Origin of the sequence: Sporosarcina sp. FA9 (assembly GCF_051550205.1) — a bacterium.
Taxonomy (GTDB): domain Bacteria; phylum Bacillota; class Bacilli; order Bacillales_A; family Planococcaceae; genus Sporosarcina.
This window is the reverse complement of the sequence record NZ_CP188819.1, coordinates 2,596,570-2,609,415: the sequence shown is the minus strand read 5'-3', so window position 1 is coordinate 2,609,415 and position 12,846 is coordinate 2,596,570. Positions and strand designations below refer to the sequence as shown.

The 12,846-nt window shown below is 35.7% G+C and carries 14 protein-coding genes; 8 read left to right on the top strand and 6 right to left on the bottom strand.

What is annotated here, in order from left to right; all coding sequences use genetic code 11:
- Positions 1-10: 10 nt before the first annotated feature.
- Entirely contained in the window at positions 11-181 is a 171-nt protein-coding gene (locus ACP8HH_RS13025; protein WP_438311974.1) for a hypothetical protein, read from the bottom strand.
- A gap of 139 nt (positions 182-320) precedes the next feature.
- On the opposite strand from ACP8HH_RS13025, the gene ACP8HH_RS13020 reads away from it, so the two are divergent.
- From ACP8HH_RS13020 to ACP8HH_RS12990, 7 genes are all read left to right on the top strand, one after another.
- Complete coding sequence (locus tag ACP8HH_RS13020; protein WP_438311971.1) at positions 321-1,229, top strand: DMT family transporter; 909 nt, start codon at positions 321-323, stop codon at positions 1,227-1,229.
- Between the two features lie 104 nt (positions 1,230-1,333).
- Positions 1,334-1,570: a hypothetical protein gene (locus ACP8HH_RS13015; RefSeq protein WP_438311968.1), complete on the top strand. Its 237-nt coding sequence runs from the start codon at positions 1,334-1,336 to the stop codon at positions 1,568-1,570.
- Positions 1,571-1,737: 167 nt separating this feature from the next.
- The gene (locus ACP8HH_RS13010) at positions 1,738-3,114 is read left to right on the top strand and encodes a glycosyltransferase (protein WP_438311966.1); all 1,377 of its coding nucleotides are present in this window, start codon (positions 1,738-1,740) and stop codon (positions 3,112-3,114) included.
- A 147-nt stretch (positions 3,115-3,261) separates the two neighbouring features.
- Entirely contained in the window at positions 3,262-3,960 is a 699-nt protein-coding gene (locus ACP8HH_RS13005) for a WbqC family protein (RefSeq protein WP_438311964.1), read from the top strand.
- Positions 3,961-3,992: 32 nt separating this feature from the next.
- A complete protein-coding gene (locus tag ACP8HH_RS13000) occupies positions 3,993-4,676 on the top strand; it encodes a PIG-L deacetylase family protein (RefSeq protein ID WP_438311962.1) in 684 nt (227 codons plus the stop codon).
- Between the two features lie 58 nt (positions 4,677-4,734).
- Positions 4,735-5,763 carry a DegT/DnrJ/EryC1/StrS family aminotransferase gene (locus tag ACP8HH_RS12995; protein WP_438311960.1) on the top strand — a complete coding sequence of 343 codons (1,029 nt, stop codon included), beginning with the start codon at positions 4,735-4,737 and terminating at the stop codon, positions 5,761-5,763.
- A 138-nt stretch (positions 5,764-5,901) separates the two neighbouring features.
- Positions 5,902-6,780, top strand: coding sequence for a patatin-like phospholipase family protein (locus tag ACP8HH_RS12990; RefSeq protein ID WP_438311957.1), 879 nt, complete (start codon positions 5,902-5,904; stop codon positions 6,778-6,780).
- 82 nt (positions 6,781-6,862) lie between these two features.
- On the opposite strand, the gene ACP8HH_RS12985 is transcribed toward ACP8HH_RS12990, so the two are convergent.
- From ACP8HH_RS12985 to ACP8HH_RS12965, 5 genes are all read right to left on the bottom strand, one after another.
- Entirely contained in the window at positions 6,863-7,165 is a 303-nt protein-coding gene (locus ACP8HH_RS12985) for a YunC family protein (RefSeq protein ID WP_438311956.1), read from the bottom strand.
- 49 nt (positions 7,166-7,214) lie between these two features.
- Positions 7,215-8,882 (bottom strand): FAD-dependent oxidoreductase, encoded by a 1,668-nt coding sequence (locus ACP8HH_RS12980; RefSeq protein WP_438311953.1) that lies wholly within the window; start codon positions 8,880-8,882, stop codon positions 7,215-7,217.
- A gap of 216 nt (positions 8,883-9,098) precedes the next feature.
- The gene (locus ACP8HH_RS12975; RefSeq protein WP_438311951.1) at positions 9,099-10,589 is read right to left on the bottom strand and encodes a peptide MFS transporter; all 1,491 of its coding nucleotides are present in this window, start codon (positions 10,587-10,589) and stop codon (positions 9,099-9,101) included.
- Positions 10,590-10,802: 213 nt separating this feature from the next.
- Positions 10,803-11,264 (bottom strand): cyanase, encoded by a 462-nt coding sequence (gene cynS / locus ACP8HH_RS12970; protein ID WP_438311949.1) that lies wholly within the window; start codon positions 11,262-11,264, stop codon positions 10,803-10,805.
- A gap of 142 nt (positions 11,265-11,406) precedes the next feature.
- The gene (locus tag ACP8HH_RS12965) at positions 11,407-11,886 is read right to left on the bottom strand and encodes a VanZ family protein (protein ID WP_438311946.1); all 480 of its coding nucleotides are present in this window, start codon (positions 11,884-11,886) and stop codon (positions 11,407-11,409) included.
- Positions 11,887-12,196: 310 nt separating this feature from the next.
- Here ACP8HH_RS12965 and ACP8HH_RS12960 point away from each other — a divergent pair, with 310 nt between their 5' ends.
- Positions 12,197-12,829 carry an NEAT domain-containing protein gene (locus tag ACP8HH_RS12960; protein ID WP_438311944.1) on the top strand — a complete coding sequence of 211 codons (633 nt, stop codon included), beginning with the start codon at positions 12,197-12,199 and terminating at the stop codon, positions 12,827-12,829.
- The last annotated feature ends 17 nt before the right edge of the window (positions 12,830-12,846 follow it).

Genomic DNA, 12,846 nt, shown 5'->3' with positions numbered 1-12,846 from the left:
GGTTTATTTTTTAAGAAATTAATCCCACTACGATGACAGCTCCTATTAGAACTAGAGTTGCAAAAAGAGCCCCCCATTGTTTACCGTCTGGCTGGTCGTTTCTGCTGTCCGCTTTATTGTATTTCAAAATATCGCCTCTTTTCTTTATTTTATTATACCCGTCTTTAATAACAATAATCATTTTTATATTAATTGATAATGGATAGTTCGTTCGGTTTTTTGTGATAATATGAATATATGGGAATAATTAGAGTTATTTGTGGAATGAAAAGTGATAAGTGCAAATTAAAGACACAGCGCTTACCTTGGAGGAACTTTATATGAATCGTAAAGCCTTTTTTCTAGCATTGTTTACAGTAATTATTTGGGGGTCTGGATTTGCAGCGATACGGGCTAGTCTCATGGGAGGATATACTCCTGGACATTTAGTTCTTACTAGATTTCTAATTGCATCAAGTGTGTTTGTTATTTATGCACTTTGGCCAGGCACGAAGTTTTCACTACCAAGAAAAAAAGATTTGGTGAAAATTCTTCTGCTTGGCTGGGTAGGAATCAGTGTTTATCATTTTGGAGTTACTTTTGGGGAAGAGACAATTTCAGCAGGAACAGCGGGTATGTTAATTGGGTCTTCACCTATTTTCACAGCACTAATTGCAGTTATTGTATTAAAAGAACGTCTAAGTACAATCGAATGGTTCGGCATGCTAATTGGAATTATAGGGATTCTTCTAATTACAATTGGATCCGAAGGAGCACTTTTCACGATTTCTAAAGGGGCATTGTTGGTTTTAATGGCATCTGTAGCGACTTCCCTATTCTTTGTTTTTCAAAAGCCACTTCTTGTAAAGTATACCCCAATTGAATTAACCGCGTATTTTACATGGGCAGGTACATTACCATTTTTCATCTACTTTCCAGGTCTACTTGAAGGAATTCAAGATGCTTCTTTGGAGGCGAATTTATCTACAGTGTATATGGGTATATTTCCGGCGGCAGTTGCCTATGTTACTTGGGCTACAGCACTCTCCTTGGGAGCGGCAGGGTCCATCGCAAGTATGTTATACTTTGAGCCAGTCGTTGCTATATTCATTGCGTGGATATGGTTAAAAGAGTTTCCAAGCACGTTATCAATCATTGGTGGGATTGTTGCAATTTCGGGAGTGATAATTGTAGGTTGGATAGGACACAGATATCGTTTGAAAAAAGCAAAAAACATTGGTTATTTATAAATTGAGCGTATTTTCGCACCGCATATCCAGTTCATGAATAAGATAAAAAAGTTATTGTTTGTTATGATTAAGATGAGAACAGACATAAAAAAGGAGGTTATTTTATGAGCAACTGTAAAATTGATCATTCTTTAGTAGATGTAGACTTGAAGTTAAATGAACAAAAACCGTTCCTTCCAGAGGCTTTGTACACGAGTAGTAGTCAATTGCTAACAGAGAAACCGAAGCAGGAAGTATTAAATGAACTCTTTCACTTGTTGAAAAAGTATGATTTATCTTCTGAAGAAGTAAGAAACGAACGAGATATATCCTTAAAAGAATTGACTAGGGTGGAGCAATAACCACCTTAGTCATTTTTTTGTCAGATACTTACCTAGGTAATAAATATAATTGACTTACATAGAAACCATCTCTATAGTACTGGAGATATTATTTTGATTGATCTGAATGTCTAATCCTATGGAAAAAAATTTCATATACATACCACAAAGAGAAAGTGGTGAGCTTTATGGGAAAACAGATTTTCCAAGATCAAACAGGTAAGCGTTGGAGAATGATCAAGATATTATTCTTCTCTTCATTATTAATGATAGGGTCGATTCTATCATTGGATGTTCTTAATCGTTATCAAATAATAGATGTTCAAATGGTAAGTAATTTGAATTCAAGTTTATTCGTCGTTATAAAAAGAATGTTTATCTATTATTTAATCTTTGCTTTAATAATTGGGATTTTACGATTACTAATTTTATTTTATTTTAGTTTTAAACATTGGCGAAAAAACAAGAGGGAAAAAAAGCTTGGTATTGACCAACAAGGACTAAGTGTAACCGTTGTTATTCCTGCTTATAATGAAGCGGTTGTCATTAAAAAAACAGTGGAAGCCATTTTGCGTAGTAATTACCCTATTGAAGAAATTCTTGTGATTGACGATGGATCAAAAGATTTTACAGCAGCAAGGGTTAAGAAGAATTTTTCTGATGAGCCCAAAGTTAAGTTGATTCGTAAAAGGAATGGGGGGAAAGCTTCTGCGTTGAACGTTGGTTTTCAAAAGGCAATCGGGGATATCGTTATTACTATTGATGCAGATACAGTATTTGGGGAAAATACAATATCTCAACTTGTGCGTCATTTTAATAATCCGGAAATTGCCGCTGTGTCAGGGAATTGTAAGATTGGTAATATCAAGAACCAATTGACCTTATGGCAACACATCGAATATGTCACTGCAAATAACTTGGAAAAGCGCGCCCTACATGAACTAGGTTGTATAACAGTTGTGCCCGGTTCAAATAGTGCTTGGAGAAAAAAAGTTGTTGAAGAGGCTGGTTTTTTTCATAATGATACATTAGCCGAAGATACGGACCTCACTTTAAGAATATTAAATGCAGGATATAAAATCATTTTTGATGCGGAGGCCATTTCGTATGAAGAATGTCCAGAAACAGCTAAAGAGTTTCTTAAACAACGATTTCGTTGGTCCTATGGAATAGTACAAAGTCTTTGGAAAAACAGGCGGGAAATAATAAATTCAGAAAATAAAAACATGAAATACTTTGCGATTCCAAGCATGCTTTTTTCTTATTTGCTTTATTTAACATCACCAATAATAGATGTGTTATTTATAATTGCATTTCTATTGGGAGTGAAGTCCATTTATTTATATGTGTTGTTTTTTTACCTAATGGATTTTTTAAGTTCTTATTATGCATTTAAACTTGGGCGAGAAAATTTGAAACCGCTTAGATGGGTAATTGTTCAAAGAATTGCCTATCGTTATTTAATTGCTTACGTTACTTGGAAAAGTTTTATTGAGGTATTGAAAGGGAAAAGTGTAGGTTGGGTTGAGTCGGATCGTTCTGGAAACAACAATTTTCCATTGTAAAGTTTTGTTGAATACAAACGGAAAATTATTGGTATTTGGATTGTTCACCTAGACAAGCAATTAAATGTTTCATATATTGTAAAGATCGTCGAATCTAAACAGTAACCGTTGTATTGTTTAAAAAGTGAGGTGTAGAATAAATACTTTATGAAAATCGCAATTCATCAACCGAATTATTTACCGTGGATTGGTTTTTTTGATAAATTGGACCAAGTAGACATGTTTGTATTATTAGATACCGCAATTCATTCTAAAAGTGGATTTATTAACCGGAATAAAATAAAAACACCCCAAGGAGAATTGTGGTTGACTGTGCCTTTAAAAAATAAGGAAATGCCGATAAATGAATTGCAAATAGCAAATGATCTTAATTGGCAAAGCAAACACTGGAAAGCTATTGAAAGTAATTATCGAAAAAGTTCGTTCTGGGCATCTTATTCGGAGGGATTTGAACAAATATATAACGATAAATGGAACAATATTTCACTATTAAATCTTGCGTTAATTATGCACATTAAGAGTTTGCTGAACATAAAGACTAAACTTTTAATAGCGTCAGATTTTAAACAGGATTTTGGAAGTGGTAACACTCGGAATATGAACATCGTAAACTATTTAGATGGTACTATTTACGTTTCTGGTGTTGGTGCTCGAAATTACAATAATGAAACTGAGTTTATAGAAAACAACATTAAGCTCATCTACCAGGATTTCAAACATCCTAAATACGAACAACGTTTTGGTGTATTCCATCAAAATCTTTCAATTATTGACATGCTCTTTAACTGCGGACCGGAAACGATGAAAATAATTCGAAAGCAAAGAAATTCTAATAGAAATGAGTAGTACCATAAATAAACCAAAAAGGAGGGGAGACGATGATAACTTCTGGAATGGAGCGGATATTAATCATTGCTCCTCATGCGGATGATGAAGTTCTTGGTTGTGGCGGATTAATTGAAAAGGCGTGTAGATATAATAATCAAGTAAAAGTAGTTGTAATGACGGTCGGAGACATAAAACATCCCCATAATACGGAGACAGTAACCGGAGAAACCCGGAAAAAAGAATTGAAAGATGCAATGGAATTTCTAGGATGCACTGATTTTGATATAGTTTACAATGATAAAGATTCAATCTTGGATACCATTCCCAGATTCGAAATTATTACAAGGTTAGATGCGATTATTACAAAATATCTTCCTACTATGATATTTATACCTCTACCAAGTTATCATCAAGACCATATCATTCTATTTGAATCGTGCTTCGCGGCTCTTAGACCAAAACCAAACCAACTTATAAAATTAATAGCGATGTATGAATATCCCCTTATCTCTTGGCAATATCAAAAGTTTTGGAATACAGGTGAGCTGTATGTCGATATTTCGGATACAGTTCAGAAGAAAATTCAAGCATTTCAGATGCACAAATCTCAGATGCGGCCACCAAGTCATTTAATTTCCCCTGAGAATGTGAAAAAGTGGGCAGAGATGCGTGGGATGGAAATTGGAGTGGCCTATGCAGAAAAGTACTATATATTACGTTCACAAATTTTGTGATTATCTATGGATAATGAGGTAAAAGAAAAGGTGAATGTCAGAGAAGGAGAATAATGAAATGTCATTCAATCTAAAACATATTCCACATAATCGACCAACAATTGGTCATGATGAAGAGATGATGGCATTAAAAGTTTTGAAATCGGGTTGGCTTGCACAAGGTAGTGAAGTGGAAAACTTTGAAGATGAGTTTTGTGATTATCTAAAGATCCCGAGAGGCTCCGCTGTTGCTGTATCAAGTGGGAGTGCTGCACTTTATTTGGCATTATTGTCATTAAACGCAAAAGGGGAAAATGTTTCCCTTCCAACGTATTCCTGTTCTGCATTAAAGAATGCAATTTGCTTAGCCGGAGGTAACCCAGTTTTTGTGGATAGTATGCTTGAATCTCCTAATATTGATCTTGCGAAGATGGAACATTTGGCGAAAATAGCAATTGTTCCACATATGTTCGGCATGCCACAAAACATCCAAAATAGCGGATCCACGCCAAGTGTAATTGAAGACTGTGCACAGGCATTGGGGGCCTTAAACAATATGGTCCCTATTGGATTACAAGGTGACGTTGGTATATTTTCTTTTTATGCTACAAAAATAATGACAACTGGTGGACAGGGTGGAATGGTTGTCTCAAGAAAGTCCCCAATCATTGAATTTGTAAGAGACTATCGAATGTTCGATGCAAGAAAGGACGAAAAAAATCGATTCAATTTTCAAATGACGGATATTCAAGCGGCAATTGGAAGGGCCCAACTTAAAAAACTTCCGATGTTTTTAGAAAGGCGTGCAGAAGTTTATAATCAATATAAAAAGGCTGGATTTCAAATTCTTGACTCCAAGGAAGGAGTTCAACCTGTTCGATTCCGCGCAATTTTACGAACAGAAAAACAATTGGAATTAATAAAAGCTTTAAGTCTGAAAAATATTTCAGCAACTATTCCGATTCAAACTGATGAGTTACTAAGTTCTAATATTCAATTTCCGAATGCATTATTTTGGACAGAAAATACTGTTTCTTTACCTATTTATCCTTCTTTAACAGATGTGGAAGTAAAACGAATTATTCAAGTTGTTAAAACTGTTTTGTGATTCCTAGTTAAATAAAAACCGATGGCCATCACAATTTATTATTGTGTTTGCCATCGGTTTTTTTGAGTAGAGTTAGTTCTAAACCATCTGCTTTGCACCTAGAGTAAACGACTAATAAGAAAAAGGAGAGTAAATAGTATGGTGATTGATGGTGTTTTTTCAGGAGGGGGTTTGAAAGGATTTGCGTTGGTAGGGGCATTGCAAGTATTGGAAGAAAAGGGTTTTCGGTTTAAACGAATTGTAGGTACGAGTGCGGGTGCAATTTTGGCATGTTTTATTGCTGCTGGATATACGGGTAAGGAGATTGAAGAAATGTTAAGTGAACAAAACTTCGAAGAACTGCTGGATCCTCGAAAAACAATTATACCAATACCATTCATGAAATGGCTGCGTCTATATTGGCAACTCGGATTATACCAAGGAATAGCTTTGGAGAATTGGTTTATGGAAAAACTTGCTCACAAAGGAATTTATACATTTTCGGATTTGCCACATGGAACCTTAAAGTTCATTGCTTCAGACTTAACAAACGGGAGAATAATTGTTCTGCCAGATGATTTGGAGCGATACGGTATATCACCAGGCACATTTCCTATATCTCGAGCATTACGTATGAGTTGTGGAATTCCATTTTTCTTTGAACCTGTAAGACTGAAGACGGGTTCAGGTGAGACAATCGTTGTCGATGGTGGTGTATTAAGCAATTTTCCAATGTGGTTATTTGAGGATAAGAACGGTAAGAAGGTACGTCCAATTCTAGGTGTGAAGCTAAGCCGTCAAGAGGAGGAAATACCTGGTCGTAAAATTGATAATGCACTGCATTTATTTGAAGCACTTTTTTCTACTATGAAAAATGCTCATGATGAAAAATACATTTCGCGAACACACGAAAAGAACATCATATTCATTCCAGTAGATGATACAAGTTCTACACAATTTGATATCGATGAAGCAACAAAAAATGATCTTTTGGAAAAAGGACGTATTCGCACAACTCAATTTCTGAAAAAGTGGTAGTACTCTTGTTTATATAAGGGCTTGTAATACACGAATAAAGGTAACAGGGTTGTAGTGTGACAACCCTGTTATCTTTATAAACTTACACCATTTTCAATAAGGCATCTTTACCGATCATACCTGAATGAATGCCAAGACTTTCTGCTTCTGTTGTTACCATTTCAAGGGGGGCATTAAGCAATTGGTCTATTGTTTTAACGCCAACCGCTCTGCCCGCTACAATTTTGCGATCACTTAAATGCGTATTTAATAGGCCTACATCTAATGCACCACACATTATATAACCATTCTCATTTGAAACAGTTAGTAATGTAGTTTTTGGTAAATGGACCGTTACGGCATTAAATGAATAGCCCTCAATAGAAATAGTTGTCAATGAAACCATATAATCTACCCCTTTCACTTCTATATATATTTAGGGGAGTAGCAATAGGTTACTCTTCTTTGGAAACGACAGTAGCATTTTCCAGACGTTCATCTAAATCAGCAGTAAAATTCTTTTTTTGTTCAAGACTCCATTCAAGTTTTTCAGACATTAAATCGATTACAAGTTCTTTCCACTTATTTACCCAAGCGATATCAAACAGTAGAGCACCGGTACGTCTCCAAAAGAAATCGACAGGCGTACAAGCAAATTCATCTCTAATCGAGTAGAGCACCTGAGCATAGATATCTACAGGCATTCCAAACTCTTCTGCATCGATTTTGTAGTTCTCGATTAACTCGAAAATACGATCGATGTTGGAACCGTAATTTTGTACGAGAGAATATGCGACTTCTTTAGAAAGACCTAGATCCATACCAACGCGGACTTTGGAATACTTGAAAGCTTCAAAACGCTTAGAACCACCTACGTGGCCGCCTGAAATGGGCATGTATTTTGTATTGCATGGAGAAAATATTTTATCGTCTTCTTTTTTGTATTCGGATGTTATTAAGTCTACAATCGTTTCCGCCATTTTCCGGTAACCTGTTAGTTTTCCGCCTGCTATTGTTATGAGTCCGGTTTTCGATTTCCAGATTTCATCTTTCCTTGAAATTTTGGAAGCATTTTTTCCCTCTTCTTGAATTAAAGGTCTTAGGCCCGCCCATCTGGATTCAATATCAGATGCCGAAATCACTAAATCAGGGAAAATAAAATGAATGGCATCTAGTAAGTAATTTTGATCTTGTTCAGTGATTTTTGGGTTTTTTAAATCGCCGGCATAATCCGTGTCTGTTGTTCCGATATATGTTTTACCATCTCTTGGAATCGCCAAAACCATACGGCCATCTGGTGTGTCAAAGTAAATGGTTTGTTCTAATGGAAATGTACTTTGATCGAAAACGAGATGAACACCTTTTGTAAGATGTAATTTTTTATTATCCAAAGTGTGGTCTTTTTCTCTTACGGTATTAACCCATGGACCGGCGGCGTTTATAATTTTTTTACCATGTATTTCATAGGACTCACCGTTTAACTGATCTACGACTTGTATTCCAACAACTTTCTCATCTTTATACATAAATTCTTCTACTTTAGTGTAGTTGAGTACCGTTGCTCCTTGTGCTTGTGCCTCTTTCATCACTTCTATTGTTAACCTGGCATCATCTGAACGGTATTCAACGAAACGTCCCGCACCTAATAAGCCGTCTCGCTTGAATTTTGGTTCAGCTTGCAGTGTTTCCTTCCTAGTAAGCATGCTTTTTCTTTCATCTTTCTTAACACGTGCGAGCATGTCATAAACTCTTAAACCGATTGATGAACTGAATTTGCCAAATGTACCGTCTTTATAAATAGGTAAGATTAGCCATTGCGGTGTGGTTACATGCGGTCCATTTTCGTAAACGATAGCTCGTTCTCTACCAACCTGCGAAACGATTTTTATTTCGAAGCTTTTTAAGTAGCGCAAACCGCCATGAATCAATTTTGTTGACCGACTAGATGTACCACCAGCAAAATCTTGCATTTCTACGAGAGCAGTTTTCAATCCTCGACTTGCCGCATCCATTGCAATACCGGCTCCGGTTACTCCGCCACCAATGATTAATACGTCAAATTCTTCTGTTTGCATTTTTGCGATCGTTTCATGTCTATTAGAATTAGATATGTGTTTGTTCATAAGATTTATGCGCCTCCATTGATAATTCCAGGGATTTAACCAAATGATACTACACTACCTATTGCTATATCTATTGAATTTACTTGAATAACAGGATCTAGTAAAATTTCGACATTATTTCACTCTTGCTGAAGATTTGACAGAGATGTATTAAAAAAATAACCTTTCACAGGGATTAATGAAAATCCCTGTGAAAGGTTATTGACTTACGAAAGATTAATGTACACCCTTCATAAATCTTGAAATTATAGGAGAGATGAGGAACAAAATGATACTAAGAACAATTGCAGTTCCACCAATAATCCCGAAGTACAGCAGTTCAGTTTCTTCAGAATATAGTTTTACGATTTGTGCATTTAAACCTTGTGCTGCGGCATTAGATAAGAACCAAAGGCTCATTGTCTGTGCCGAAAAAGCAGCAGGTGCAAGTTTTGTTGTCGCAGAAAGACCAACAGGTGACAAGAGGAGCTCACCGAGAACAACTACAAATATACTTAGTATAAGCCAAAATGGACTTACTAGTGTATTTGCATCTCCGAAATATCCAGGTATCAATATAACAATAAAGGATAGGCCGGCAAAGAGTAATCCTAAAGAAAACTTCCTAGGAATGGATGGCTGACGATCTCCTAGCTTCACCCACATCCATGCAAACATTGGAGCAAGAACAATAATAAACAATGGATTTACAGACTGGAACCAAGCAGGGGATATCTGCATACCCATTATATTAAGATTAGTTCTTGTATCCGCATAAAGTGCAAGAATTGTTGACCCTTGTTCCGCAATTGCCCAAAACATAATGGATGCAATAAATAATGGAATATAGGCAATAATTCGAGATTGTTCTACCGGAGTTGTTTTTGGACTTCTGTACATTACAATAAAATAGGTAGTTGGAATTAGGAAACCAAGAACCCCAACAGCTGCAATGAACGACTCAAATGTGAGCCAACCTTTTGGAACAGCATACGCAATGAAACCGGCAAGCACTAAAGCAGTCACGGTAAAGATTGAAAATGTTTTCTTTTTTTCTGCAGGTGAAAGTGGGTTTGCAATTTGTGTGCCCGCAAGTCCAAGATTTTTCTTCTTAGTAAATACAAATACTAATAAACCAAAGAACATACCAAGCGCGGCAACACCGAATCCAAGATGGAAGCTTGTCTTCATCAATTCACCGACGATAAGTGGTGAAATAAATCCACCCATATTAATACCCATGTAGAAAATACTGAATCCGGAGTCACGTCGATTGTCACCTTCAGCATATATATCACCGACAACACTGGAAACGTTCGGCTTCAATAAACCTGTTCCAATTACAATTAAAACCATTGAGACAAAGAATAACGTAATGGTTCCCGGAATTGCTAGAGCAATATGCCCGAACATAATAAATATACCACCGATGAATACTGCCTTAGAGGTACCAAATATTCTATCCGCTAACCATCCACCGATAATTCCAGACATATATACAAGAGAACCATATATAGACATGATTGAAAGGGCCAGGGTTTTATCAAGCCCGAGTCCGCCTTGTGATAATTCATAATACATATAGAAGACGAGAATAGCTCTCATACCATAGTAAGAAAAGCGCTCCCAAAATTCAGTGAAAAATAATGTGAATAACCCTTTTGGGTGTCCAAAAAATCCTTTTTGTGGCACGCTTTTTACAATTTGTTCTTTGGTTAAGTTTGACACTATGAAACCTCCTCGTTCTAATTTCGGATATTAATTACATGTCTAATTAATATCCTATTATATTTATTTTACACAAAAAGATTTCTAAACAAGAAAAATAGACTACCTCAATATAATACTTAAAATCCAAAGATGCAACAAGAAATGATTGCAAAAAAGGGATATCCCTATAGTAGGAATACCCCTTTTATTGCAACAATTCTGTGACTTAATTCACCACTTCTTATAAGGTAAAAACTTACCGTCTAACGTAACTATTACACGGTCACCATTTGGATCCTCTTTCTTTTCGATATCCATAGTGAAATCAATCGCACTCATAATTCCATCACCAAACTTGTCATGAATTACAGCTTTGATTGTTGTTCCATAGACTTGCATAATTTCATGGAAACGATAAATGAGTGGATCGACAGGAACAGTATGATCTAATGAACCTTTTAATGGAATTACCTGCAACGACTCCGCAATGGATCCGTCTAGTTCCAGTAAATCAATTAGCTTTATCGCTTCTTCGGAATTCATCGTCGATTGTCCCATAATTGCTGAAGCAACCCATACCGGATGACGTCCTACAGCGATTGCGATGTCTTCAAATGTTAGCCCTTTTTGACTTTTGGCAAATAGAATAGTTTCAGCTGCTTTCTCTTTTGTCACTGTTTCTTTAAAAGCCAATTGAATTCCCTCCAGTTATTAATGATGTATTTGAATATCGATTCAATTTAAGTTTATCATAATTGAAATCAATAAAAATACTATTGTTGCAATAGGGATATTTAGTATATTAATGGTTGTGAAGAGGCTCCATAAGAAAACATTATTTGTTCCTAGATGAGCTTGTTTTGGCTGTTATTAATTTTAGAATATAAATGACTAGAAGTGCTGTTAACGCTCCAAACATATCGAGTACAACATCTTGTAAAGACGGTGTCCGGCCACCAGTTAAGTATTGATGAAATTCATCTAGAAAGGCTAAGATTAAGGTAATGAATGCAGCAATTTGTAAACGGAATTTAAGTTTTGGCAATGTGGAATAAACTGCTACCGCGATAAAGGCGAAGATGAAAAAATGGGCACTCTTTCGAATTAAGAATTCAACGAAATAATAATATCCTCTTTCTTCTATAGAAACCTTTATTCCCCAGTATGGAAATTCAAATTTCATGAGCAAGGATTCAAACGGTTTGTTTGGAAACCATTTTTGAAGTGTAGGAATGATTGATTGTTGTTCATACGTTTGACCTGAAGATATAAACAAAATACTTAGTAGTAGTAAAAGCACTATTATTTTTCTCATAAGAAAATTTTAACATATAAAAGGTAACTATTCATCTTAAGAAGGCGACAATATTCATTTTGACACCTTTTTAATTTGTAATGAATAAACTCGGAAATGGATCTTATTCTACTAGAAGACACAAATCGGTAACGAAGATGTATACAATTTGTGAACTGTTTAGATTTGACTATGAATATGTCAGCGTATAGATTATTATTAATAGGAGTGATAATCATTCTCATTTATTGGGAGTGTAAATCAATAACTAGAGAATGGTGAAGATTAGGAGTCTATTCCTGTAAGCATGGAAGTTTGGAGGTATCGTTTAATGAAAAGACATTTTGCACTTCTATTTTCATTCTTTATGATTTTATTTATGAGTACGAATTTGAATATGTCTAGTGTTCTTGCAGAAGAGTTTTCGGATGGTACATATTTGATCGACTACAATATACTGCAGGTCGAAAATGACTCTGTGTCTATTGCAAATGATTATTTTGAAAAGCCAGCTACACTAACAGTAGAAAATGGAGAGCACTATTTACAAATAACTGTCAATCACAGTAAGTGGGTCAAAGCTCTTATGGCCGAGCATGATGATTCATTTGTAGATGTTCATTTAGTAAGTGAAGATGCAACGAATGACAAGCGAGTAATAGCTATTAAAGTAGGAAGCGATTTGTCAGAACCCCTTGCTTTACAAATGCATGTTCAAATAGAAGAAATGAGCCCTGTTTATGATCACAAGTATTCAGTTCGTTTGGCTTTTGATGTAGATTCTATGGAAGTAGCAGAAGTCCCATCGCATGTTTTCGATACTTCAGTGCTGAAATCTGGAACAGATGATAAAGAAGTGCAAGGCAATTCAACGAAAAATAAAAGTTTACTGTTTGTATTCGTTGGAGTAGCTTTCATCGCTATCCTATTTTTCATTCGAAAGGTCAAATTTACAAAAAAATAAACTGTAACTAAAAGGAG

What these genes read in the sequence shown, in the direction of transcription:
- ACP8HH_RS13025 (WP_438311974.1), bottom strand. Translation starts at nt 181, where the DNA reads ATGATTATTGTTATTAAAGACGGGTATAATAAAATAAAGAAAAGAGGC.
- ACP8HH_RS13020 (WP_438311971.1), top strand. Translation starts at nt 321, where the DNA reads ATGAATCGTAAAGCCTTTTTTCTAGCATTGTTTACAGTAATTATTTGG.
- ACP8HH_RS13015 (WP_438311968.1), top strand. Translation starts at nt 1,334, where the DNA reads ATGAGCAACTGTAAAATTGATCATTCTTTAGTAGATGTAGACTTGAAG.
- ACP8HH_RS13010 (WP_438311966.1), top strand. Translation starts at nt 1,738, where the DNA reads ATGGGAAAACAGATTTTCCAAGATCAAACAGGTAAGCGTTGGAGAATG.
- ACP8HH_RS13005 (WP_438311964.1), top strand. Translation starts at nt 3,262, where the DNA reads ATGAAAATCGCAATTCATCAACCGAATTATTTACCGTGGATTGGTTTT.
- ACP8HH_RS13000 (WP_438311962.1), top strand. Translation starts at nt 3,993, where the DNA reads ATGATAACTTCTGGAATGGAGCGGATATTAATCATTGCTCCTCATGCG.
- ACP8HH_RS12995 (WP_438311960.1), top strand. Translation starts at nt 4,735, where the DNA reads ATGTCATTCAATCTAAAACATATTCCACATAATCGACCAACAATTGGT.
- ACP8HH_RS12990 (WP_438311957.1), top strand. Translation starts at nt 5,902, where the DNA reads ATGGTGATTGATGGTGTTTTTTCAGGAGGGGGTTTGAAAGGATTTGCG.
- ACP8HH_RS12985 (WP_438311956.1), bottom strand. Translation starts at nt 7,165, where the DNA reads ATGGTTTCATTGACAACTATTTCTATTGAGGGCTATTCATTTAATGCC.
- ACP8HH_RS12980 (WP_438311953.1), bottom strand. Translation starts at nt 8,882, where the DNA reads ATGAACAAACACATATCTAATTCTAATAGACATGAAACGATCGCAAAA.
- ACP8HH_RS12965 (WP_438311946.1), bottom strand. Translation starts at nt 11,886, where the DNA reads ATGAGAAAAATAATAGTGCTTTTACTACTACTAAGTATTTTGTTTATA.
- ACP8HH_RS12960 (WP_438311944.1), top strand. Translation starts at nt 12,197, where the DNA reads ATGAAAAGACATTTTGCACTTCTATTTTCATTCTTTATGATTTTATTT.